19 protein-coding genes and 3 tRNA genes (1 of these 22 only partly in view) are annotated in these 24,910 nt (G+C 57.0%); 14 read left to right on the top strand and 8 right to left on the bottom strand.

All coding sequences use genetic code 11. The features are described from left to right. Window positions 1-9: 9 nt before the first annotated feature. From H6F58_RS14760 to H6F58_RS18345, 4 genes are all read left to right on the top strand, one after another. Window positions 10-1,635 carry a hypothetical protein gene (locus tag H6F58_RS14760; RefSeq protein ID WP_195182048.1) on the top strand — a complete coding sequence of 542 codons (1,626 nt, stop codon included), beginning with the start codon at window positions 10-12 and terminating at the stop codon, window positions 1,633-1,635. 100 nt (window positions 1,636-1,735) lie between these two features. Then, window positions 1,736-2,701 (top strand): thioredoxin-disulfide reductase, encoded by a 966-nt coding sequence (trxB, locus tag H6F58_RS14755; RefSeq protein ID WP_146277170.1) that lies wholly within the window; start codon window positions 1,736-1,738, stop codon window positions 2,699-2,701. A 29-nt stretch (window positions 2,702-2,730) separates the two neighbouring features. After that, the gene (gene trxA / locus H6F58_RS14750) at window positions 2,731-3,054 is read left to right on the top strand and encodes a thioredoxin (protein WP_061955595.1); all 324 of its coding nucleotides are present in this window, start codon (window positions 2,731-2,733) and stop codon (window positions 3,052-3,054) included. A 1,150-nt stretch (window positions 3,055-4,204) separates the two neighbouring features. Further along, a complete protein-coding gene (locus tag H6F58_RS18345; RefSeq protein WP_309245086.1) occupies window positions 4,205-4,501 on the top strand; it encodes an ATP-binding protein in 297 nt (98 codons plus the stop codon). A gap of 3,271 nt (window positions 4,502-7,772) precedes the next feature. On the opposite strand, the gene H6F58_RS14740 is transcribed toward H6F58_RS18345, so the two are convergent. From H6F58_RS14740 to rpmH, 8 genes are all read right to left on the bottom strand, one after another. Beyond that, complete coding sequence (locus H6F58_RS14740; protein ID WP_146277172.1) at window positions 7,773-8,987, bottom strand: ParB/RepB/Spo0J family partition protein; 1,215 nt, start codon at window positions 8,985-8,987, stop codon at window positions 7,773-7,775. A 192-nt stretch (window positions 8,988-9,179) separates the two neighbouring features. Next, a complete protein-coding gene (locus H6F58_RS14735; RefSeq protein WP_348536400.1) occupies window positions 9,180-10,103 on the bottom strand; it encodes a ParA family protein in 924 nt (307 codons plus the stop codon). Window positions 10,104-10,278: 175 nt separating this feature from the next. Then, on the bottom strand, window positions 10,279-10,920 hold the full coding sequence (rsmG, locus tag H6F58_RS14730; RefSeq protein ID WP_146277174.1) for a 16S rRNA (guanine(527)-N(7))-methyltransferase RsmG: 642 nt from the start codon (window positions 10,918-10,920) through the stop codon (window positions 10,279-10,281). 46 nt (window positions 10,921-10,966) lie between these two features. After that, the gene (locus H6F58_RS14725; protein ID WP_146277176.1) at window positions 10,967-11,494 is read right to left on the bottom strand and encodes a R3H domain-containing nucleic acid-binding protein; all 528 of its coding nucleotides are present in this window, start codon (window positions 11,492-11,494) and stop codon (window positions 10,967-10,969) included. 2 nt (window positions 11,495-11,496) lie between these two features. After that, on the bottom strand, window positions 11,497-12,471 hold the full coding sequence (gene yidC / locus H6F58_RS14720) for a membrane protein insertase YidC (protein WP_146277178.1): 975 nt from the start codon (window positions 12,469-12,471) through the stop codon (window positions 11,497-11,499). Further along, on the bottom strand, window positions 12,471-12,848 hold the full coding sequence (yidD, locus tag H6F58_RS14715) for a membrane protein insertion efficiency factor YidD (RefSeq protein WP_146277180.1): 378 nt from the start codon (window positions 12,846-12,848) through the stop codon (window positions 12,471-12,473). Before yidD ends, yidC begins: the two co-directional genes overlap by 1 nt. Further along, a complete protein-coding gene (gene rnpA / locus H6F58_RS14710; protein WP_075972540.1) occupies window positions 12,848-13,201 on the bottom strand; it encodes a ribonuclease P protein component in 354 nt (117 codons plus the stop codon). Before rnpA ends, yidD begins: the two co-directional genes overlap by 1 nt. A gap of 65 nt (window positions 13,202-13,266) precedes the next feature. Then, window positions 13,267-13,404 (bottom strand): 50S ribosomal protein L34, encoded by a 138-nt coding sequence (gene rpmH, locus H6F58_RS14705; RefSeq protein WP_075972541.1) that lies wholly within the window; start codon window positions 13,402-13,404, stop codon window positions 13,267-13,269. A gap of 518 nt (window positions 13,405-13,922) precedes the next feature. Here rpmH and dnaA point away from each other — a divergent pair. The 10 genes from dnaA to H6F58_RS14655 form a co-directional block, all read left to right on the top strand. Then, window positions 13,923-15,359, top strand: a complete 1,437-nt coding sequence (dnaA, locus tag H6F58_RS14700) for a chromosomal replication initiator protein DnaA (protein ID WP_060700133.1) — start codon at window positions 13,923-13,925, stop codon at window positions 15,357-15,359. A 470-nt stretch (window positions 15,360-15,829) separates the two neighbouring features. Beyond that, window positions 15,830-16,957: a DNA polymerase III subunit beta gene (dnaN, locus tag H6F58_RS14695; protein WP_060700134.1), complete on the top strand. Its 1,128-nt coding sequence runs from the start codon at window positions 15,830-15,832 to the stop codon at window positions 16,955-16,957. 56 nt (window positions 16,958-17,013) lie between these two features. Further along, the gene (gene recF, locus H6F58_RS14690) at window positions 17,014-18,177 is read left to right on the top strand and encodes a DNA replication/repair protein RecF (RefSeq protein ID WP_195182047.1); all 1,164 of its coding nucleotides are present in this window, start codon (window positions 17,014-17,016) and stop codon (window positions 18,175-18,177) included. Next, window positions 18,170-18,727 (top strand): DciA family protein, encoded by a 558-nt coding sequence (locus tag H6F58_RS14685; RefSeq protein ID WP_146277184.1) that lies wholly within the window; start codon window positions 18,170-18,172, stop codon window positions 18,725-18,727. The genes recF and H6F58_RS14685 overlap by 8 nt, the downstream gene beginning before the upstream one ends. A gap of 344 nt (window positions 18,728-19,071) precedes the next feature. After that, window positions 19,072-21,075 carry a DNA topoisomerase (ATP-hydrolyzing) subunit B gene (gene gyrB, locus H6F58_RS14680; protein ID WP_206693736.1) on the top strand — a complete coding sequence of 668 codons (2,004 nt, stop codon included), beginning with the start codon at window positions 19,072-19,074 and terminating at the stop codon, window positions 21,073-21,075. A 55-nt stretch (window positions 21,076-21,130) separates the two neighbouring features. Beyond that, window positions 21,131-23,758, top strand: a complete 2,628-nt coding sequence (gene gyrA, locus H6F58_RS14675) for a DNA gyrase subunit A (protein WP_146277188.1) — start codon at window positions 21,131-21,133, stop codon at window positions 23,756-23,758. Then, the gene (locus H6F58_RS14670) at window positions 23,755-24,336 is read left to right on the top strand and encodes a DUF3566 domain-containing protein (RefSeq protein WP_060700139.1); all 582 of its coding nucleotides are present in this window, start codon (window positions 23,755-23,757) and stop codon (window positions 24,334-24,336) included. The genes gyrA and H6F58_RS14670 overlap by 4 nt, the downstream gene beginning before the upstream one ends. 120 nt (window positions 24,337-24,456) lie before the next feature. After that, window positions 24,457-24,530: transfer RNA gene (locus tag H6F58_RS14665), tRNA-Ile, on the top strand. 158 nt (window positions 24,531-24,688) lie between these two features. Then, window positions 24,689-24,761, top strand: a tRNA-Ala gene (locus H6F58_RS14660). Between the two features lie 94 nt (window positions 24,762-24,855). Beyond that, window positions 24,856-24,910 (top strand) — tRNA-Ala (locus H6F58_RS14655) (it continues 118 nt past the right edge of the window).

Here is a 24,910-nt window from a genome sequence, read left to right as displayed (position 1 = left end):
GAGATGCACGTGTCGCAGCCAATCGATGTCGGCTCTGTCCTCAGCGGCCGTTACCAGGTCACTGAGACTGTCCTTTCATCAGCTGAAGGTGATTTGGTACTCGGCGGCATTGACCAAGTCCTGAACAGATCCGTCAGCATCATGGTGGCGTCGACCGATAACTCCTCGCAGCTTGCGGCCAGCGCCCGCGAAATCGCCATGGGCGAGCGCGCCTCCAACGTCCAGGTCCTGGACCTTGGCATCACCGATGCCAACCAGACCTACCTCGTTGCCAACGTGGCACGATCCTCGGATCTGCTGGACCTGGTGCTGGAATCCGATGAGGCGCCCTATGTGGAGCCGTTCTTCACCGATACCCTCGGCACCGAGATCTTTGGCGAGTCCCGCCAGTCCGTGCCTGAAACCTATGAGGACGACAGCCAGTACTACGAGCAGTTGCAGTACGACGACGAGCAGCCGGAGCATCAGCGCAAGCTCGGCACTGCCTTCTCCAGCGGCTTTGCTGGCCTGAAGCACCGCTTCGGCAAGAAGAACCAAGAGCAGCCCGCAGAGGAGCAGTTCGACCAGACTGCCCCGAACGAACAGGTAGCTGCCACCACCGCCACCCCGGTCACTCCCACCGAGCAGCCGGCTACCGAAGGCCAGCCAGCGGTCACCCGTTTGGACGACGAAGACGACGAGCCAAATGTCACCGCCACCGCGGCTCTTGCCGCCGCTGCCCAGTCCAAGGGAGATGCGCCGGCCGCAGCCCGCCCTGAACAGCCTCAGGCCAAATCCGCCGAGAAGAAGCCAGAACAGGATCCGGCCGACGAAGAGCAGAAGCCAGCCAAGAAGAAGGGTGGCGCAGCCATTGCCGGTGCGGCAGCAGCTGGCGCCGCGGCAGGAGCAGCAGCCAAGGCATCAACCTTCCCGGCAGCAGCCAAGAATGTACCTGCCCAGAGCGCAGCGGCTCCCTTCACCGATGAGGAAGAAGAGGAAAGCAGCTCGAAGGGCACCCGCTTGCTAGTTGGCGCGGTTCTGCTGATCGTCTTGATCCTTGCCGTCGTCTTCGCTTTCAACTTCCTCGGCGGAGACAAGAACACCACCGCGGACGGTCCGAGCGAAACGACGGAAGCCTCGCAGCCCGCGGAGACCGACAAGGCCGAGGAATCCACCGAGCCGACCCTGCCCAAGCCTGAAATTTCGGACGTTTCACGTCTGGTTCCCGGCAATCAGCAGTTGAATGCGGAAACCGATGGCACCCTGTCAAACATGATCGATGGCAACGCCTCCAGCTCATACAACACCTACACGTACACCACCAGCAACTTCGGTGGCTTCGCTTCGAACATGGTCTTCATCCTCGAGCTTGAAGACAAGTCAGCGATCTCCGAGGTGAACTTGGACGGCCTGAATGCCACCGGCGGCGACTACGAGATCCTGGTCGGCGATTCCGACGATCTGGGAGACGCCAAGTCCGTAGCCAAGGGCTCGTTCTCCGGACCCTCGGTTTCCGTAACCGTGAAGGACGGCGACAAGGACTCCATGGAAGGCTCCTACGTCTTCCTGAACGTCACCGACCTGCCACGCAAGGCTTCGGGCGGCAACGAGTCCCGCCCATACGGCCTGCAAATCGGCGAGTTCTCCGCCAAGTAACAGAAGCGGAATTTTTTAGCAAAGCCATACGTTGAGGTGGATAGTGAGGTAAAGCCTCGCTATCCACCTCGCACTATTAGGACGAAAGGGTTCTACCCCCGTGACATCAGCACAGAACGACGAAATCCGCGACGTAATCATCGTCGGCTCCGGCCCGTCGGGTTATACCGCTGCGATTTACACCGCGCGTGCGAACCTGAAACCACTGGTCATCGCAGGGTCAGTCACCGCCGGCGGCGAACTGATGAACACCACGGACGTGGAAAACTTCCCAGGCTTCCCCGAGGGAATCATGGGCCCGGACCTGATGGACAACATGCAGAAGCAGGCCGAGCGCTTTGGCGCCGAGATCCTCTTCGATGATGTCACCGCGATGGACCTCGCAGGCGAGATCAAGACCCTGTCCCTGGCCGACGGCACCACCTACCAGGCCCGCACCGTGATCATCTCCACCGGCTCCGCCTACCGCGAACTGGGCCTGGACGACGAGAAGCGCCTCTCCGGCCACGGTGTCTCCTGGTGCGCCACCTGCGACGGCTTCTTCTTCCGCGAGCAGAACATCGCCGTGATCGGCGGCGGCGACTCAGCCATGGAAGAAGCCCTGTTCCTGACCAAGTTCGCTGCCAAGGTCACCGTGGTGCACCGCCGCAGCGAGCTGCGCGCATCGAAGATCATGGCTGAGCGCGCCCTGGCGCACGAGAAGATCGACTTCGTGTGGGATTCCGAAGTAGTTGGCATCAACGGCGAAGACAAGGTTCAGAGCATCGAGCTGAACAACCTCGTCAACGGCGCCAAGAGCACCTTGGATGTCACCGGCATCTTCGTTGCCATTGGCAACGACCCACGTGTTGATCTGGTCAAGGATCAGCTCGAGCTGACTTCCGAGGGCACCATTGCCGTCGAAGGACGCACCTCGAAGACTTCGCTGCCAGGTGTATTTGCTGCCGGCGATGTTATCGATTCCACCTACCGCCAGGCAATTACCGCAGCTGCTTCCGGCTGCGCGGCTGCACAGGACGTGGAGCACTACCTGGCTAACGTCAACGAGACTGTAGCTACCGTCTAATTAGTTTTCCCAGAAAGGGGTTCTCTCTTATGAGCAACGCAAAAGCAGTAACTGAAGCAACCTTCCAGAGCGAAGTTCTGGATGCCGAAAAGCCAGTCATCGTCGATTTCTGGGCAGAGTGGTGCGGTCCTTGCCGCCAGCTGGGTCCAGTTCTGGATCAGATCGCTGAAGAGCACGCTGCCAAGGTAGACGTCGTCAAGGTCAACGTAGACGAGAACCAGGGCATCGCCGCCAAGTACGGTATCACCAGCATCCCAGCTGTTTACGTCTTCAAGGGTGGCGAGCACGTTGCTACCTCGATCGGTGCCAAGCCAAAGGCTGTCATCGAGAAGGACTTCGCAGACTACCTGTAAGTCCTGCACAAGACCTGAGATAGGGACCGGCCGTCGGCCGGTCCCTTTTTCTATGCCTGGAGGTTTCCTCATAGCCTAGCTAGGGTCAGGCTTGATCAGACAGCGGTTCTGAACCTGATCTGACGAGTATTTGATGATATGAAAATTGATTCTGTTGTTTTTCATGATTCTGACAATATCTTCCTGCCACTGGCCGGCTCTACAGCGATTTTCCTTCCTGCGCCTGACAGGTTGCTCTTCTCTCCCACGAAAATCATTTTCGATTCTGTTCTGCACACGACACGACCAGCAGCGGACACCTTCTAAGCCCCTCGCCGGAGAGTTTGGAATTTCAAGTTTGTGCAAACATCAAAACTTGGATCCATCGATGGAGAGAACACCGTCTGAGAAATGTTCCCTTCTACACTTTTTTTCATCCAGAAATCAAAGGTCGCCCAGGGACTTTCCAATCGTCGAGCACGCCACTTCTCGTGCGAGTCCACAAGTTATCGCTGTCGGTTGAATACTGGGCGCTAATGATGGCCGAAAAGTGAACCCTCCAGGCTAGGAATCCGATCTCTTGCGAAGATCGATCCCTGCGACGCAGGCTCGTAGTGGAGAGGTATCCCAAGGCATGTATCGCAGGCGGCCCCGGCCTCTACACACCGTTGTCACCAAGCCCGCAGTCTTGGCCAGACTCGCTAGTTGCAAACGAAAACCGATCAAGACTACGTTCGACGTGTACACCCCACGAATGCGGGAACTGCAAAAAGTGCATCATTTTCTCCAGCGACGATGATCGCTGGAAAGATCCGCTTGCCCGGGCCGGAGCGACATTTTCGGGAGCAGGTATCCACGACCTGCCTGAGCAGCGGACCGTCGAACCAGGGCGACAGATAATCCCCAGACGCGATACCGATGGCCTAATGCTCCTCATCTGGAACCCTCGCCACCACGTGAATCTTGTTTCAAACCAGTCGAATCCAGATAACGGGCCTGGCGCTGGCATGGACATCTGCCACGCCAAGGACCTTGAGCAGTTCAGGTGTCCTCTGGGCGCACGGTTGGAACGGTAGCCTCGCCACGATCGCGCCTGTCCCAGGGCATCTAGGATCGACGCAACGGCCACTACAAACCTCACTCATGCCGCGATCCTGCTTTACCACACTTGGTGGCTTCAACGAACAGTTCTGTAATTGGGCGAGAACAGCCAACGCCCGTACCGTGCGTTTTTCCGGCCATCCCAGTGGATCTGATTGACGCTGATCATGTCGCCGCTATCCGATATGAGCACTCAATGCTGACCTTGACGAGCGATGTATCTGTCTCGGAGTGTGGCGCCGTGTTCATCGATCGCCGTGATCCTGCGGCATTGATTGACGGGATGCTTCACCTTGGCCAAATCATGGCCGTGCGTGGTGGTTTGTGCCGGCTGAAAGGCAATACTCTGATGCTTTTCTATCGGTAGCATCGAAGCTAGGACGGAACCAGACCGCCAAGTCCAGTTCATTTATCGACCGCCGTTGCTGTTCAGTTCCATACTGCCTTCTCCGCAACGTTCAGATCGCGCTTTGCCCCATCCCTATTGCGAACTCGGAAACGAGATAACTGCTTCGTGGTGCATTTTGACGTTCCTACTATCGCTTCTTCAAAGGCAGCTGTTCTAAAGTCCGGTGTATCAAAGTTTCAGTTTTTACCGCTCCCCCTGCCCAACGTTTGGCACTCCCGGCATTCTCCAGTAGCCAACCTGGACCGAGAGATGGAACCGACCTAACCACAGTCCGTCGTTCAGTTCAGCGACTCCAGTCCCGAAATCGGTTATCCCCTTGATCACCGCGTGTTCAACGCTGCCTTTCGATTTCGTTCTGTCTGACGAAGCGGAATCGCCTACAGGTTTGAGTCATCTTGGAACCTCTTCAAGTCATTCTGATCGGCTCATCAATACCGATTCATCGATGGTGGACTAGCCGGAGGATGTCGACCAAAATCTTTGCTAGACCTGGTTCCGGACAAGGCTCGTAAACCTGTAGGGTTTCGATTTCCTGGTGCCACATCTTCGTGGAATGCCCCAATAGTCGATGATTGCAGGTCCGAACCATTCGATGTTCGCTATTGAACTAAAGCTTGCCCAGAGGGACAAACGCAATGATCGGCTCCTCCCCTGCTGGAATCGTTCTCCCGTGTACGTAAGGCACCGAATCTAGCTCAACGCGGACCTTGGTCGGATTGCTGCAAGATCGCCTGCGCTCATCCATGACCAAAACCCTCCAAGTTCTTCCAGCTGCATCAGCGAGCAGGGTTTCCGTATTAGTAGCTCTGGTGCAGGAAGCTCTTGCAGATGCGCACTAGACCCGAGGCTGGTTCATATCCTACTCACGCCATCGTTGGTCCTCCTGTCAGCTACACACGGTCGGCACACCGAGGTATGCGGGCACCAAGAGGCCCTATAGCCTTCTCTGCGCCCCTAAAGGGGCTTGTTGGGCTCTCCCGGGTGGATCATTGACGCTGCACAACCCCTGAGGGTTTGCAGTAGCCCGAGATGGATTCTCACCCCACTCCCCGCCTCTGCCCTGAGGCGGCCACCGGGGGCCGCCAGCGAGCACCTTTTGTCCTCTTCCGTTCTCGTCGGTCTGTTGTCTCCTAATTGGGCACCCGTCTGGTTCATGGAAGCAGAATCAAATACACGCAGCCTTAGGAAATCGAAGCCAAGTTCTTGAAATGAGACTTGGAACAGCTAGGGGGTCAACGAGGAAAGCATGAGTGGGTTGGCTTAGTCTAAGAGTCCTGGTTATCTGTCATCGTTGGTTCCAGCGTAGGCATGAGCCCCTTCGTGGAGATTTCTACCAGCGCCTAAAGTACCAGGATCCATTGGCATCGATATGATGCAGTTCCGGAGAGCCTTCATCCCTGCATGCAGTCAGCGGGGTGCTCGGACCTGCTGCATTCGAAGTCCTGTCCTGCCAGATTCTAAATTGAGACTAGACCCAGTTGATATGGTGCACTACTTATCCTCAGCGATATCTGATCATCATCCAGTATCACGACTCAACGAGATCTATCGTTCCTTATTTATGGATGCTCATCTAGCACGCCGAGTCCGCCATGTTTCACGTGAAACGGCGATCTGCTGATGATTGAACTTTAATGACATCGCCCAGGAGAATTGATGTTTCACGTGAAACGGGAACACCTCCAGATATCCAAAGTGAGCCCTTCGAGTTCCCGTTGGTTCATCAAACGGTGTTCTGATTGCATTGAACTCAACTACGAATTCACGTCACCGGGCTTCCAAAAACCTGATGCTGATTTCACCTGTCGTCCAGGACTTATCAGATTAATGGGAAAGAAATGCGAATCTGCGATTGCGGTCTATCGGGAGAACTATTCGGAGATCAAAACAGAGCTGCATGAGCTGCGGAATTCACGGTTGCTTCTGTGGCGTTTCTGCAGTTGGCCATCGATCCAGGGATCGTCAACCTTTTGAAGCGGTTTGCAAGGAGTCTTCAAGACTAGCCACTAGCAGGACCCCTTCCTGCCACTCCCCCGGTTCTAGGTCAGGTTCGCAATACGCTGGCTACGAATGCCATCGACAACCGGCACCCGGCATTGGGTATCTAAGTAACTCTCGAATGTGAATCTGCTCCTCGGTCCCGGCCCTATGTCCAACTGCCATTGCGAAAAGGATCTGCAGGAAACTAACTTCTACCTATCTCGCCTCAGGGAAACCCGGCGTCTTTCCAAAGACAGTCAACGGACAAAGTCCACGATGAATTTGCACGGCTTCTCCAGTTCGCCAATCAGAAGGACCCGCCAAGCATCAGAATGTTCTGGCAACGCTGGACTGGAGGTACATCCCCTCAGAAGTTGTGACGTCGATAGGCGGAGGAGAATATTCTAAAGAAGGTCCACCTCCTTCTTCATTACATCGATATTGCCAGTCTTCCTCGGGCAAACAATCATCAGAGCTATCCGCCTGTATGACGCAGAGTGCTCAAGAGCCGCAATGCGATCTGTTCTGCAGCATTCGCTCTAGCATTAGCGTCGTTGCTCTAGTGACAGTCTTTACAGCTGCAAGAAACGCCGCGCGGAGATTTGCTCATCGTTCAAGTCTGACTCATTAATTACTTACGTCATCGAGGTAAGGAATCCCAAAGCAGGTGCCTGGCATGATTCTTTCTAGGTGCGGACTAGACATGCAATCTATTTCCGCTTGTTGGCGCCAGGCTGGCATACTATAGAATTTTTCAGCGACCCTTACTCTCGGTCTCTCTTGGAAACCTGGAAGCTCAACGGAATATTGGTTGGCAGGAGTTACCTAGACTGTTTCTTGTTTCACGTGAAACACCGGAATGCAGGCATGGCTATATGCACCAGCTTCAATGGGGCTTTGCGCCCGCAGCAACTGGGAGATGGTGGGGCACAACTTCAACCGAGGCACAGTATTACCCAAATGCTTCAATTCCTGGAAGATCGGTAATGCCGCATTTGAATTAATCTGTTCTCCTCTCGCAAACCGCATCTCCACTTTGAGACGCGTTTGGGACGAGAGCTCGACCGCTCCGGGGAATATCAAATCAGGCAACTACATTGGCTGATCTCTATACCCCTCCCCCGGAATCGATGCGACTCATGGAGGTCTACCTTGAAGAACTATCATCGGCATACAGTTTCACGTGAAACATCCCCAAACACAGACAGGGCGCATGTTTCACGTGAAACATGCGCCCTGTCTGAAGAAATTACTGCTTCATGTTCGGATCGATAACTTGAATAATACGGTTCAGGTCGTCGACCGACGCGAATTCAATACTGACCTTGCCTTTGCGGCTACCTAGCTGAATCTTTACATTGGTATCCAAACGGTCCGACAAAGACGTGGCAAGGAAATCGAGGCGTTCGTTTCGCTGCGTCTCCCTTGCCTTCTTGGCGGGCTTCTTGGGCTTGTCGTCGCTCAAGGCTACCGCTTCTTCCGTCGCGCGCACCGAGAGGCCTTCATTGATGATGCGTTGCGCCAGCTGCTCGATAGCTTCGTTATTCGACAGACCCAGCAGAGCGCGTGCGTGTCCCGCAGATAGCACTCCGGCAGCCACTCGGCGCTGTACCAACGGTGGAAGCTTCATGAGGCGGATCGTGTTGGAGATCTGTGATCTCGATCGGCCAATGCGATCTGAAAGTACCTCTTGAGTACAGTTAAATTCCTCTAAAAGCTGCTGATAAGCCGCAGCTTCTTCGAGTGGATTCAGCTGCGATCGGTGGAGATTTTCAAGTAATGCGTCACGCAGAAGGTCGGTGTCCTGCGTATCACGGATGATCGCGGGAATCGTTTCTAGACCCGCTGCCTGGGTGGCACGCCAACGACGTTCACCCATTACGAGTTCGTATGGTTCATCATCAGATTCGCGTGATGGGCGAACTACGATGGGCTGAAGCAGTCCAATTTCTCGAATGGAATGGATGAGCTCATCCATGTGCTCCTGATCGAAATTGGTGCGGGGCTGCTTACGGTTAGGGTGGATCAGTTTTACATCAAGTTCAGCAAACTGTGCACCAGGCACTTCTACCAGACCTGATGAGTTTTCGATCGGGGTTGTCGGCACTACGTCTTTTGCCGCTGACTCCGCGCTTGCCTTGACTGGTTCTGCCGCTTTCACGGAAGCCTCTTCGGCTGAGTTCGCCTTCGACGCAAGGGTCGTGTTCAAGCCGGGCATGGTAGCGCGAGGGCGCTTCGCTGACTTAGTGGTCGCAGTGGCAGGCTTTGGCGTTGAAGACTTGCGTCCAGGTTCGAAGAACATGTCAACGGGGCGTGATGCCTTGGCTTTACCAGGAACCGACTTAACCTCAGGCTTGGTTGTTTCACGTGAAACATCGTTGGTCTCTTCGACAGACTCCGACACCGGCGAACTCGAGATGAGTGCTCCCAGTCCCCTGCCCAATCCACGCTTCTTCTCTGCCATGATTATTGCACGCCCTTTCGTCCGAACATTCAGCCCGAGACTAGTCTACTGTTTTTAGACATTGAACCGGGGATGCTTACAGAGAGTTGGTGCAGGTGTTGCTCACCGTACTGAACTACCGAGTATTCACCGGAAAAACAAATATTTTCATCTGAAAATATTAGCTACTTCACGGAGATTAGATGCGCCGGTCTAGGCGCCTCGTTCAGCCATCTCATAGGCAGCTTCGGAGTACGACAGGGCGCCGGTTGAGTTTGGATCGTAGGTGATCACAGTTTGCTGGTAGCTTGGAGCTTCAGAGATTCGTACTGACCGGGGAATGACAGCATCAAGTACTTGTTCCGGGAAGTGCTCTCGCACTTCGTTGGCAACCTGAGCTGCCAGCTTGGTGCGTCCGTCGTACATCGTCAGCAAGATGGTGGAAACAGTGAGCTTGGAATTCAGATGCTTCTGAATCATCTCGATGTTCTTCAGCAGCTGGCTCAAACCTTCAAGCGCATAGTACTCGCACTGTATAGGGATCAGGACCTCACGGGCAGCCACAAAGGCGTTGACGGTAAGAAGTCCCAGGCTTGGCGGGCAGTCGATGAAGACATAGTCAAGACGCGGCAGTCCCTCGCGCTGGCGAGTACGCGCGTAATCGTCTAGTGCGCGCTGCAAGCGCTGTTCACGCGCGACCAGGGAAACGAGCTCGATTTCCGCACCTGCCAGGTGAATGGTTGCCGGCGCAACCTGTAATGATGGCAGGTCCGGGCACGTGGCCACAACCTCAGACAATGGAAGATCGTTGATTAGTACGTCATAGATGCTATCTACTTCGGAATGATGCTCAATTCCCAAAGCGGTCGATGCGTTTCCCTGCGGATCAATGTCGATGACCAAAACGTTCAAGCCACCCTTGGCCAATGCGGCAGCCAGGTTAACTGTGGTGGTGGTTTTACCGACGCCACCCTTTTGGTTCGAGACTGTGAAATAACGGGTTTTCTCGGGAGCTGGCACCGTTCGGGCCTCCAAAGCTTCGCGACGACGATGTTCGCTAGCTATCTGCGTAGCCAATGGCGAGGAAGAGTCACTGAAGTCAAAAGCACTATCCGACGAGCTCTTAGTCTTGGACACAGGTAAAACTCCTCCTCGTGAATTGGTGAAGCCTATATTGATGGCTGCACCGACAATGTTTCACGTGAAACATTCAAAACAAGTTATTGAGATTGCTAAATAATTTCATTTGGCAGAACTCTGCAAAATGAAGTCACCGCACACCCAGAACTAGTTAACAGACTATCGCGTTGGGCTAGCCAACCTTAATGCGAACCACCGTAGTAGGCTCTGGAAGCAAATCTTCGCCGATGGTCAAGACTTCAGTTTCTTTGCCACCAAGCTTACGAATGGCCTTTGAGGCCTTGTCGATTTCTTCGGCAGCCGACCGGCCCTTGATAGCAATCAGTTCGCCCTGGCCGTGCAGCAGCGGGATAGTCAGGCCGGCCAAGTTAGCCAGCGCGGACACCGCGCGTGCGGTGACGTAGCGTGCGTTAACCACATCTACCATTTGCTCGGCGCGGCCGCGCATGACGGTCACGTTATCAAGGCCAAGGTCCTCGATTACTTCGGACAGCCAGATGCAGCGACGTTCCAGAGGCTCAATCAGAGTGAGCTTCAAGTCTGGGCGCGCGATGGCGAGGCATAGGCCTGGAAGGCCTGCCCCGGAGCCTACGTCAGCTACCTCGACGTCTTGCTCCATCACGGATTCAATCACTGCACAATTGAGCACATGGCGCGACCACAAGCGTGGAACCTCACGCGGCCCAAGCAGTCCGCGCTCGATGCCTGAGGTAGCCAGATGCTGAACGTAGCGCTTGGCTAGATCCAGGCGGTCGCCGAAGATCTTTTCGGCGGCCAGGGTCTCTTCTGCAGTAAGGCTGAGATCCTCAGTCATGGTCTTGGTCCTTTAGGTCGATCATCACGCTGGTGCGTATTCTTGCTTAACTGTCCAATACCGAAACAACGATATGGCGTCGAGTTGATTCGCCTTCGGACTCCGAATGCAATCCTGCTTCGGCAATCACGTCGTGCACAAGCTTGCGCTCGTATGCGCTCATTGGCTCCAAATGAACCTTTTCGCCGGTATCACGGGCGTTGGCAATAGCGTCCTCAGCCAGCTTCTTGAGCTGCTCTGCACGGTCTGCACGGTAGCCCGCAATGTCCAGGATCAGGCGTGAACGCTCACCAGTGGCCGTAAGAACTGCTAGCCGGGTCAGTTCCTGGAGAGCGTCAAGGGTCTCTCCGTTTTCGCCCACCAGGCTGTCCAAGGACGTGTCGTCGTCCTCGGTCACGATGGAAATGTAGGTACGTCCACCGCGGATTTCGATGTCGATATCTCCATCGAGATCGGCGATATCAAGAAGTTCCTCGAGGTAGTCGGCAGCGACTTCGCCCTCGTCCAGAACCTCCTGCTCGTTATCGATCGGGGCTTCAAGTTCTGGTGCGTCGATATTCTCAGTTGCAGTCATCGCTACTTCTTCTTCCGGCGGTTATTACGCTTTGGCTGTTCGCGCTGGCCCTTGGCAGCCTGCTGGGCGGCTTCTTCGGCAGCAGCGGCTGCATCTTCCTTCTTCACGCCTACCGGTGGCAGGCCCTTTTCGGCACGGCGGGCGTTCAGCTCGCGCTCGGCCTGCGAGCCTGGCGTAGGGTTGTTGCGGATGACCCAGAACTGCTGGCACAGGGTCCACAGGTTGGTTGCGGTCCAGTAAATCAGAACACCAATAGGGAAGTTGATACCACCGATACCGAAGACCAGCGGCAGGATGTACAGCATCATCTTCTGCTGCTGCATGAACGGCCCCTCGAGGGCCTCCTTGCTCATGTTCTTGGTCATCAGCTGGCGCTGGGTGAAGAACTGGGAAGCGATCATCGCAAGGATCATGATCACGGCCACGATTACTACGGCCCAGTTGGTGTTTCCGGAGTTGATGGTGCCCAGGAACGTCTCGGACAGCGGGGCGCCGAGGATCTGTGCGCTGTCAAAGCTGCGGATGTTCTCAACGGACAGCGCGCCAACTGCTTGGTGGTTCTCGCTGGCATGGGAGGCGTTATTCAGTACGCGGAACAGCGCAAAGAAGAACGGCATCTGAATCAACAGCGGAAGGCACGACGACAGCGGGTTGGTCTTATGCTTCTTGAACAGCGCTTGCTGTTCCTGAACCATAGCCTGGCGCGACATCTGGTCGGTCTTGCCCTTGTACTTGGCCTGCAGCTTGCGCAGATCAGGCTGAAGGGCCTGCATGGCGCGCTGCGACTTGATCTGCTTGACGAAGACTGGAATCAGCAAGGTACGGATCAGCAACACAAGGAAGATGATCGACAGGGTCCAGGTGACGCCTGACCCTTCATCCATCCCAATCCGGGTGAACAGTTCGTGGAATGCCCACAAAACCCACGACACCGCATATGTAAACGGAGTCAATATCGTGTCTAGGAAGTTGTTCATCAGTGGTCGAGCTCCTTGCGGCCGCTATCCGCGGCGTCTTCATCGTCGGGAATCACAGGATGATTCAGAACTATGATCCTCGGCAGTTTGCCTTCTGGCCAAATCCTTGGTCCCTCGGGAACATGATCGACGCCTCCGTGTGACCACGGATTGCACCGAAGGATACGCCAAGTGGTCAGTCCGGCACCTTTGATAACGCCGTGCTGAGTCACTGCTTCGAGCCCATAGGCAGAACAGCTAGGAAAGTATCGGCATACATCGCCATATAATGGCGAGATGATTTTTCGGTAGATCTTGAGCATCCCGATGACGACGTTGCGTGGAATATCGATGATGAACCACAGCACACCGGTCCGGGGAGCAGAATCCTTACGCATCAGCGATCCTCGAGCTTCCGCAACGCAGCTGAAAAAGATGCGTTTATTTGGGAACGAAGTTCTTCCCACGAAAGTTCCGCAGCGCCAGGAAGGGCCCGCACGACAATGTCGATATCGCCATCTACGCGCCGAAGCTCGTGGGCAATTTCCCGCATTCGTCGTTTAGCGAGGTTCCTTTTAACGGCAATACCAACAGCCTTGGAAACTATGAATCCAAACCGGTCCCCGGCAAACTCTTCGGTTTGACGACGGCGTGCATATAGCACGACGTTCCGGCGTCCGCTTCGGACGCCGGAACGTACTGTGGCTGTAAGATCCTGCGCTAGGCGCAGTCGCTGATTCTTTGGCAACATGTTTTTTGGACCAGCTCTTTAGTTGAGCTCGTTGAAATCATGAAGCCAACAGCTGATTAGCAAGTTTATGCTGAGAGTTCGGTGCGGCCCTTGCCACGACGTGCCGAAAGGATGGCACGACCTGCACGGGTACGCATACGAAGACGGAAACCGTGCTTCTTCGAACGACGACGGTTGTTAGGCTGAAAAGTCCGCTTGCTCACGGTGACACTCCAAGACGATCTAGATGATGCGTTCTTCCCGTTGACCAGCTAACTCGATAACAACAGGTTGACGCTCGTAATTTCTTATAAAATGTGCGTTATTTGCGGGCTCTTCGAAAATGAGCAAGTCGCAAAATGAAGCACACAGGACTGAACAACAATAGAAAAATGCGCGCCGTAGGTCAAATTGGCGCGGAACTACCGCCAACAAGCCGGATCAGAAATGATGGCCTGTGAATAATCTACCCCAAAGTTGTGGATTACTTCCGTGGAGAAGGAAAGAAAATTCACATGCTCACATGAAAGTGCTAGTCATCTCGAAGCTTAAAACGCACATTTTCAAGGGAAAACCCGTTTTCCACACCTTTGGGGTCAACTTTTTCCACCTGGCTGTGCATAACTGTGTGGATGGTGGATAGAATCAATGGAGACGTCGTCCAAAAAACGTCGTTTTCGAGCCTTTGAAACAGGATTCGTGTGACTAACATTGCATTTTTGACGAGAGTGGGGCGCCCTTAGTGAGCAGCGACGAGACCAATAGCATTGGTAGCTCCTGGCGCCAGGTAATTCGAAAGATCGAAGACGATGATCGAGTCAAGGCGCGCTACCGTGCCTTTGTATCGTTGGCGAAGCCCCAAGGTCTGATTGGCACGACTCTGCTCGTGGCAGTTCCCAATGACCTGACCCGCGACATTTTGCAGACCCAGCTGCGCGAACCACTGGATGAAGCGCTACGCGAAGTATTCCAGGACGACATTCGTTGCGCCGTCAGTGTTGATCTGTCGCTGTCGGATGAGATGGATGAAGAAGTCCCCGAAACCAGTGCGCCGGCACCAGCCGCTCCGGCGGTGACCGAACCTCCGGGCCCGCGACCGCAGCCGGCACCGCAGCCGACTCCCCCATCAAACTCTCAAGAGTTCGGCCGCCTGAATCCGAAGTACATTTTCGATACCTTCGTGATTGGCTCCTCGAACCGCTTCGCGCATGCCGCGGCAGTTGCCGTTGCCGAAGCACCGGCCAAGGCCTACAACCCGCTGTTTATCTACGGCGACTCCGGGTTGGGCAAGACTCACCTGCTCCACGCCATCGGCCATTACGCACGGCACCTCTACAAGGGCATCCGCGTTCGCTACGTCAATTCAGAAGAGTTCACCAACGACTTCATCAACTCCATTCGTGATGATGAGGGTGCAAGCTTCAAGCAGACTTATCGCAACGTCGACATCTTGCTCATTGACGATATTCAGTTCCTGGCCAACAAGGACGCTACCCAGGAAGAGTTCTTCCATACCTTCAATGCGCTGCATAACCACAATAAGCAGGTTGTGATCACCTCTGATCTGCCGCCAAAGCAGCTGCAGGGCTTTGAGGACCGCATGCGTTCTCGTTTCGAGTGGGGTCTGCTCACTGATATTCAGCCGCCAGAGCTCGAGACGCGTATTGCGATTCTGCGCAAGAAGGCCGATGCAGAAAATCTCTCGGCTCCAGGTGACGTGATGGAGTACATCGCTTCGCGCATCTCCACGAACATCCGCGAGCTTGAAGGTGCCTTGATTCGAGTCACCGCATTCGCTTCCTTGAATAATCAGGCCGTTGACCTTGCCCTGGCCGAAACCGTGCTCAAGGACTTGATCAGTGAAGACGGAGCCCAGGAAATCACCCCGTCGACGATTATCAAGCAAACAGCCGAGTACTTCGGGCTGTCCATTGATGAGCTGAACAGCAAGTCTCGAACCCGTACTTTGGTTACTGCTCGCCAGATCGCCATGTATCTGCTGCGTGAGCTTACCGACATGTCTTTGCCAAAGATCGGTGCCGAACTTGGCGGGCGTGACCACACGACCGTGATTCACGCGGATCGCAAGATCCGAGAGCTTATGGCGGAGCGTCGAGCCATCTTTAACCAAGTCACCGAGTTAACGAACCGCATCAAGCAGAGCCAGCGGGAACACTGAATAACAAGAAACCACAGGTGTGGATAAATCTGTGGACGATCTGGTGACTACCTGCGGATAAAGGTGGCTACCTATGTGGACGTTAAAAATCGTGGAACTGAGTTTCAACAAGGCCTTGGAACTCAGTGTCAGCTTCAACCACAGATTGTTCACATGCACAATTGCCGTAGGTTCTGGGGATTCAAGGCTTATCCACAGTATCAACAGGGGTTATTAACACTCCTCCTTTAAACACTTATTCATCCAAATAACGAGTCCACTCCTGACTCGCGAACCAAACCTGTTCAAAATTTGCCTTCGCAGCTCTCTCATCAACAAATGAAATCGAGGGCTGCCTTTGCATCTGCAGGACGTGGCAAGATTAGATGGAGAAAACGTGCAACTACCTGCTCTATGCTTAAGAACTTGGCGAGGGAACAACCTTCTTGGCCTGACTTAAGACTCAAGGGTGTCCGAAAGGCGGATTTTTCGTGAAGTTCAGCGTTGAAAAGGATGTATTGGCAGAAGCCGTATCCTGGACCGCACGGTCCCTGGCACAACGCCCACCCTCACCAGTACTGGCTGGCATTTTGATCACCACCCACGAAGGCCTAGTTCGCCTCGAGGGTTTTGATTATGAGATTTCTTCGCATATCGAGATTCCTGCAGATATCTCTGAGCAAGGCTCAATCCTGGTCTCAGGCAAGCTCTTGGCTGAGATCACCCGCTCATTGCCAAATTCCACGGTGACCTTGGAAACCGAGGGTTCAAAGATTTCATTGACCTGTGGCCGCTCGCGCTTCCACCTGGCGACCATGCCAGTTGATGAATACCCAACGTTGCCGGATCTTCCAGCAATTGCCGGCACCATTGATGGCCAGGCTTTCTCTGCTGCTGTTGCCCAGGTCATCGTTGCAGCTTCCAAGGATGACACTCTTCCAGTGCTTACCGGCATCAAGGTTGAGATTGAGAATGATCTGATCACTTTCCTGGCTACTGACCGCTACCGCTTGGCGCTACGTGAACTGAACTGGACTCCAAATACGTCGGAGATCTCCACCTCGTTCTTGATCAAGGCCAAGACTCTGAGCGAAGTTGCCAAAACGCTCTCGGGCGCTGGCGAACTGAAGCTGGCCATCAGCGAAAAGGGCGACATGGTTGGTTTCGAAAGCTCCAACCGCCGGACCACGTCGTTGCTGATCAATGGCGAATACCCGAAGATTCGCTCGCTGTTCCCAAGCGATACCCCAATCCATGCAACGGTTCGCACCAGCGAACTCATGGAAGCAGTACGCCGTGTATCAGTTGTTGCCGAACGCAATACCCCGGTACGCATGGCATTCACCGATGGCCAGCTGACCTTGGACGCCGGGACCGGCGAGGATGCCCAGGCTGAAGAAGCCATTGTTGCCTCCTTGCGCGGCGAGGACATTGTGGTTGCCTTCAACCCAACCTTCCTTTCTGAAGGCTTGAACTCGTTCACCACTGACTTCGTGCGCTTCTCCTTCACCAGCGCGCCAAAGCCAGCCATGCTCACGGGTCAGAAAAAGCTGGATGAAGCCGATCAGGATCAGTACCGCTACCTCGTGATGCCGGTACGCTTGCCAAACTCGAACTAGCCCAATTGCGTGGTGGATGATTTTTCCTCCACCACCTCGTTTCTGTCAGGACCTCGGTGTATATATCGCAGCTTTCACTCACGAGTTTCCGCTCGTATGCGCAGGCCGACGTGCACCTGGCTCCTGGCATTAACGTGCTCATTGGCCCCAACGGTGTTGGCAAAACCAACATCGTTGAATCCATCGGATACCTGGCTAACTTGGCTTCGCACCGAGTCAGCAACGATGCTCCCCTGCTGAATTTTGGTGCGGAACGGGCGCTCATCCGAGGCACCGTGCATCGCGGAAGCCAAACCACAACGCTGGAAGTCGAGATCACCAGCGGCAAGCTCAACCGGGCCAGGATCAACCGCGCCAATCCCGTGCGGGCACGCGAGATTCTCGGCTTGGTCAGAACCGTGTTATTTGCCCCAGAGGACTTGTCATTGGTGAAGGGCGACCCTTCGCATCGGCGCAAGTTCCTGGACGAACTTCTTGTTGCCTTGCATCCAGTAGAAGCGGGAACCAAAAGCGACTACGAACGCATCGTGAAGCAGCGCAACGCGCTGCTGAAGTCGATTCGAGGAAAGTCCAAGCTCAGTTCATCGCAGGAAAACACGCTGAGGGCCTGGGACTTGCAGCTGGCGACCTGCGGTGCGCGGCTTATTCGCGGACGTCTCGATGTTCTTATGCTGATTAGGCCATATATGCAGGCGGCGTATGCCGACCTGGCCGATGGCGCCAAAGACGCAAGGGCAATCTACCGATCGTCCTTGGAGAGCGAAAGCGACGAGAACAGCCTTCCCGCCGCTTCGCTCGAGGAGCTGAACCAGGAAGAAATTCAAGATCTCCTGCTCAATGCCATTGAGGCAAACCGCAGCCGCGAACTTGACCGGGGCATCTCGCTGTTTGGCCCGCACCGTGATGATCTTGCCTTGATTCTCGGCCCGACTCCGGCCAAAGGCTATGCATCCCACGGTGAAACCTGGTCCTTTGCCCTGGCCCTGCGGCTTGCTGCCTATCGCGTCTTCGGCGACGATGATCCACGCCCAGGTTCTGGACCCATCTTGATCCTGGACGACGTTTTTGCCGAGCTCGACACCACTCGCCGGGACCGGCTGGCGCATATCGTTGCCGGAGCCGAGCAAGTACTGGTCACCGCCGCAGTTGCCGAAGATGTTCCCGAAGCCCTGAAGGGACATTTCTTCCAGGTATCCCCTGGCCAGGTCGTCGATGCGTGAACCCGAAGAACGCGACGAACATCGTTTTGATCCGGAAATCGACGCCGCCACGGCATTGCTGAACCGGATGCGCAAGCTCGCCGAAGAACGCGGCGAGCGACGCGTTGACGCGGCGCGAATGGAAAAGGTCCGCAAGCGCCAAGCTGCCCGTCGCGGATTCGCTGCGGAAAAACCGGAATCTTCCGAGGGCGCAATTCGCGACCCGCGCGCTATTGGCGAAGTCGTTTCGCGCTTGTCCAAATCCCGCGGCTGGAATACACAGGTCGCTGTTGGGTCGGTGCTTGGCCGATGGGCTGACATCATCGGCGAAGACAACGCGAAGCACTGCAAACCGGAATCTTTTGAAGATTCGGTAGTGGTGATGCGCTGCGATACAACCGCACGAGCTGCGCAAATGCGCCTACTCAGCCACGATATTCTGAAGAAATTCGATGCGGAATTGGGCCCCGGGATCGTCACCGTGCTCAAGGTGCTCGGTCCGAATGCGCCTTCCTGGCGCCATGGGATGCGTTCGGTGGCCGGCCGCGGCCCTCGCGACACCTATGGGTGAAAATTGCTGATACGGCACATGGCGCACTAACGGACCCGGAGGGTGGATCCCCCCTCACTTGAGCTCCGAAACTGGCTCAGATGGTCAATTACTAGCTTTATGTGGCTGATTTAGGCCACAGGAGCACCGATTATTTTGCTCTACGCGGTAGAATTAGAGGTAGTGAAATGGCGTTGCCGCGGGTTAAGCCCTGTGGCGATGCCCCTCCAGACCATGATCACCGGAGATGCTGCACTGAGTGCCGAAAGTGATCGCGCGCCAAATTCGAGGAGTTCGTAGCACCCGTGTCTACTGAAAATGCTTCACCGCAGGATCCGGCAGAAAGCCAGGTTCCCGCGGAATCGATGACTTCCAAAGTCGAACATACCTATGGCGCCCAGGATATTACCGTCCTCGAAGGACTCGAAGCGGTACGCAAACGTCCGGGCATGTACATCGGTTCCACTGGCCCTCGCGGCCTGCACCACTTGGTTTACGAAGTTGTCGACAACTCCGTCGATGAGGCATTGGCGGGATACTGCGACACCATCAACGTCACCCTGCAGGCCGATGGCGGCGTGCGTTGTGAAGACAACGGCCGAGGCATCCCCGTGGATGTGCACCCCACCGAGGGCAAGCCCACCGTTGAGGTAGTCATGACCATCCTGCACGCCGGCGGCAAGTTCGGCGGCGGCGGCTATGCCGTGTCCGGCGGCCTGCACGGCGTGGGCATTTCCGTGGTTAACGCGCTCTCGCGCCGGGTGGACACTGTCGTGCGCCGCCAGGGCCACGCGTGGCGCATCAGCTTCGGCAACGGCGGCGTCACCACCAGTCCGCTGACCCAGGGCGAGGAAACCGAGCTCACCGGCACCAGCCAGACCTTCTACCCGGATCCGGAAATCTTCGAGACCACCGAATTCGACTTCGAAACGCTGCGTGCCCGCTTCCAGCAGATGGCCTTCCTGAACAAGGGCCTGCGGATCACGCTGACCGACGAGCGCATTCCCGAAAACGCCGAGCCCGAAGCCGAAGTCGAAGAAGAGATCGAAAACCAGGTAGTCAAGCCACGAACCGTGGACTACCTGTACAAGGACGGCCTGCTGGATTACGTCAAGCACCTGAACGCCGCCAAGAAGATCGAACTGGTCCACGACGAGGTCATCGCCTTCGAATCCGAGGATGCGGCCCGCGGCATCAGCGTGGAAATCGCCATGCAGTGGACCAGCGCCTACGCCGAGTCCGTGCACACCTATGCGAACACCATCAACACCCATGAGGGCGGAACCCACGAAGAAGGCTTCCGCGCGGCCCTGACCGGCCTGCTCAACCGCTACGCACGCGATAACAAGATCCTGCGCGAAAAGGACGACAACCTCACCGGCGAGGACGCCCGCGAAGGGTTGACCGCAGTCATTTCGGTCAAGCTCTCCGAGCCGCAGTTCGAAGGCCAGACCAAGACCAAGCTGGGCAACTCGATCGCCCGCGGATTCGTCCAGGGCGTGGTCAACGAAGAGCTCAGCGACTGGTTCGAGCGCAATCCGAACGTGGCGCGCGACATCATCCGCAAGGCGCAGCTGGCCTCGCAGGCCCGCATGGCCGCGCGCAAGGCCCGCGACAACGCCCGCCGCAAGTCGCCGATGGAATCCTTCGGCATGCCCGGCAAGCTTTCGGACTGCTCCTCGAAGAACCCCGTCGAGTGCGAGGTGTTCATCGTGGAGGGCGACTCCGCAGGCGGCTCGGCCAAGCGCGGACGCGACCCTCACACCCAGGCCATCCTGCCGCTGCGCGGCAAGATCCTGAACGTGGAGCGGGCCCGCCTGGACCGCGCGCTGGGCAATGCCGAGGTGCAGGCGATGATCACCGCCTTCGGCACCGGCATCGGCGAAGAGTTCGACATGGCCAAGCTGCGCTACCACAAGATCGTGCTGATGGCCGATGCGGACGTCGACGGCCAGCACATCACCACCTTGCTGCTGACCCTGATCTTCCGCTTCATGCGCCCGCTGATCGAGCACGGCTACGTCTTCCTGGCCGCTCCTCCGCTGTACCGCATCAAGTGGTCCAACGCCCCGCACGACTACGTGTTCTCCGACAAGGAACGCGATGACTCGCTGCTGGCCGGGCAGGCCGCCAACAAGCGCCTGCCCAAGGACAACGGCATCCAGCGCTACAAGGGCCTGGGCGAGATGGACTACTCGGAATTGTGGGACACCACCATGGATCCGGAGCACCGCACGCTGCGCCAGGTCACCATGGATGACGCCGCAGCCGCAGACGAGGTCTTCTCCGTGCTGATGGGCGAGGACGTCGAGTCCCGCCGCAACTTCATCCAGCAGAACGCCAAGGACGTGCGCTTCCTGGATATCTGATCGGCCGCGCCGATAGATCATCCACCGAAGACTTTTTGACTTGTAAGGGAAAAAATTGAGCGACGAGCAAACCCCTGAGAACGAACCCATGGACGGCGAGGTCCTCGAGCCGGTCCATGACGGCGGGCGCATCGACCAGATCGACCTGCAGACCGAAATGCAGCGGTCCTACCTGGACTACGCCATGGCCGTCATCGTCGGCCGTGCGCTGCCCGACGTGCGCGATGGCCTGAAGCCAGTGCACCGCCGCGTGCTGTACGCGATGTTCGACGGCGGCTACCGCCCCGAGCGCGCCTACAACAAGTGCGCCCGCGTGGTCGGCGAAGTCATGGGCCAGTACCACCCGCACGGCGACACCGCGATCTACGATGCGCTGGTCCGCCTGATCCAGGACTGGGTCATGCGCTACCCGCTGGCCCTGGGCCAGGGCAACTTCGGCTCCCCGGGCAACGACGGCGCCGCCGCCCAGCGTTACACCGAAACGAAGATGGCCCCGCTGGCCATGGAAATGGTCCGCGACATCAACGAGAACACCGTTGATTTCCAGGACAACTACGACGGCAAGAACCAGGAACCCACCGTTCTGCCGGCGCGCTTCCCGAACCTTCTGGTCAACGGCTCCTCCGGCATCGCCGTGGGCATGGCCACCAACATTCCGCCGCACAACCTGCGCGAAGTGGCCGAGGGCGTGCAGTGGTACCTGAAGAACCCGGAAGCCACCCGCGAGGAGCTGCTCGCCGAGCTGATGCTGCGCGTGAAGGGCCCGGACTTCCCATCCGGCGCGATGATCCTGGGCACCAAGGGCATCGCCGACGCCTACCGCACCGGCCGCGGCTCGATCACCATGCGCGCAGTCGTCAACGTGGAGGAAATCCAGGGCCGCACCTGCCTGGTGGTCACCGAGCTGCCGTACATGGCCAACCCGGACAACCTCGCGGTGAAGATCGCCGAGCTGGTCCGCGACGGCAAGATCGCCGGCATCGCCGATATGCGCGACGAGACCTCGGGCCGCACCGGCCAGCGCCTGGTCATCGTGCTCAAGCGCGATGCCGTGGCCAAGGTGGTGCTGAACAACCTGTACAAGCACACCGAGCTGCAGACCAACTTCTCGGCGAACATGCTCGCGATCGTCGACGGGGTGCCGCGCACCCTGCCGCTGGACGGGTTCATCCGCCACTGGGTGACCCACCAGATCGAAGTGATCGTGCGCCGCACCCAGTTCCGCCTGAAGAAGGCCGAAGAAGAGGCCCACATCCTGCGCGGCCTGCTCAAGGCGCTGGACGCTCTTGACGAGGTCATCGCGCTGATCCGCCGTTCGGCCACCACCGAGGCGGCCCGCGACGGGCTGATGGAGCTGCTGAGCATCGACGAGGACCAGGCCCGCGCCATCCTCGATATGCAGCTGCGCCGCCTGGCCGCCCTCGAGCGCCAGAAGATCCAGGATCGCCACGCGGAGCTCGAGCGCATGATCGCCGAATTCCAGGCCATCATCGCTTCCCCTGCCCGCCAGCGCGAAATCGTCGCCGAAGAACTCGGCGAGATCGTGGACAAGCACGGCGATGACCGCCGCACCAAGATCCTCATGGGCTACGACGGCGACATGAGCGTCGAGGACCTGATTCCCGAAGAGGAAATGGTCGTCACCATCACCCGCGGCGGCTACGTCAAGCGCACCCGCATCGACAACTACCGCTCGCAGGCCCGCGGCGGCAAGGGCATCAAGGGCGCGAACCTGCGCGGGGACGACGTGGTGGAGCACTTCTTCGTCACCTCCACGCACAACTGGCTGCTGTTCTTCACCAATCACGGGCGCGTGTACCGCACCAAGTGCTACGAGCTGGCCGAAGCCGGCCGCGACGCCAAGGGCCAGCACGTGGCGAACGTGATGGCCTTCCAGCCCGATGAGCACATCGCCCAGGTGCTGGATCTGCGCACCTACCAGGACGCTGCCTACCTGATGCTGGCCACCCGCAACGGCCTGGTGAAGAAGACCCGCCTGGAGGACTACGACACCAACCGCACCGCCGGGGTGATCGCCATCAACCTGCGCGACGACGACGAACTGGTCTCCGCGCAGCTGGTCAGCGAATCCGATGATGTGATGCTCGTCTCGCGCAAGGGCCAGTCGGTGCGCTTCACCGCCACCGACACCGCGCTGCGCCCGATGGGCCGCGCGACCAGCGGCGTGACCGGCATGAAGTTCCGCGAGGGCGACGAGCTGCTGGCCGCCGATGTGGTCCGCGAGGATTCCTTCGTGTTCACGGTGACCAACGAGGGCTATGCCAAGCGCACCGAGGTCGCCGAATACCGCGTGCAATCCCGTGGTGGCTTGGGCATTAAGGTGGCCAAGCTCAACGAGGAACGCGGCGAGCTGGTGGGCGCGATGATCGTCGACGAGACCGATGAGGTCCTCGTGGTCATGGGCTCGGGCAAGGTGGTCCGCTCGGCCGCGGCGCAGGTTCCTGCCAAGGGCCGCGACACCATGGGCGTCATCTTCGCCAAGCCGGATAAGAAGGACAACATTATTGCGGTTGCCAAGAACTCGGAGACCGAGCTCGAAGAGAACTTGGAGGAAGATGCCGTAACGTTGGACGCAGAAAACACGATCGATCAGTCATCCACCGCGCCGGAAACCGAATCGGACGCCCAGGAAGATGACACCACTAACGGAGGTAACGCATGAGCACGCCCTCGACGCCACGCCCCAGCGGCAGTGCCCCGAAGAGCGAAGCGCCGCGACCTACCCAGGTAAAGCGTCCGGCACCAACTGGCACCGGCAGCCGCCCAGCCGCAGCAGGCGCCAAGCCAGCTGCCGGCCAGGCTCGCCCTGCAGGCGCCCGCCCGGCCGCCCAGCGTCCGGCTAACGGCCAGGAGCGCCTGGTTCGCCCGGCGCCCAAGGCCAAGGTCCGCAAGGCACGCCTGCTGGTTTCCAAGGTTGAGCCCTTCTCGGTACTGAAACTGGCCTTCCTGCTCTCGGTAGCCTTCGGTGTCATCACCGTAGTCGCTGCTGTGGGCATCTGGGCCCTCCTGGACTTGATGGGCACGTTTGACGCATTCAACACGCTGATTCGCGATGCCATGGCTGAAGGCGGCTTCGACCTGCGCCAGAGCATGTCCCTGGGACAGGTGGCCTCTTACGCGACAATCATTGCCGTGGTGAACGTCGTGGTCATATCCATCGTCTCCATGCTGGGTGCAGTGCTGTACAACATTGCCGCATCGCTAGTTGGCGGCATCGGTGTAACCCTCACCGACGACTAGAAACACCCCTAGTCGAGCCCGGGTTTCATGTTGTGATGCATGACACCCGGGCTCGATTTGTATCTTCTGGAAATCCCCGGTAGAGTTTTATTTCGTTCCAAAGGGAACAAACAAAAGCAAGGGCGTATAGCTCAGGCGGTTAGAGCGCTTCGCTGATAACGAAGAGGTCCCAAGTTCAAGTCTTGGTACGCCCACGGAAACCTTGCTGGAGAGAAAGGGGAAGTAATGAAAAAGTTCCTGGTTCTCGCAACGATTGCGGCTGCTGCGGTAGTCTTGGTCAAGAAAGCGAAGGCTTCTTCGGAAACAAAGGAAACCTGGCATCAGGTAGCCGATCAAGTTTCCTAAAGCTTTTGGGGCCTTAGCTCAGTTGGTAGAGCGTCTGCTTTGCAAGCAGAATGTCAGGAGTTCGATTCTCCTAGGCTCCACAAAAGAGAGTGGCGGAAAGCATCAGCTTTCCGCTAATTCTTTTTGATTGATCCTTTTGGATTGGTCGGTGTGGAACACCAGATAAATAAATACGGGGCCTTAGCTCAGTTGGTAGAGCGTCTGCTTTGCAAGCAGAATGTCAGGAGTT

Origin of the sequence: Glutamicibacter sp. FBE19 (genome assembly GCF_015524875.1) — a bacterium.
Taxonomy (GTDB): Bacteria; Actinomycetota; Actinomycetes; order Actinomycetales; family Micrococcaceae; genus Glutamicibacter; species Glutamicibacter halophytocola.
The sequence above is the reverse complement of the archived record's forward strand: the minus strand, read 5'-3'. Positions and strand labels throughout refer to the sequence as shown.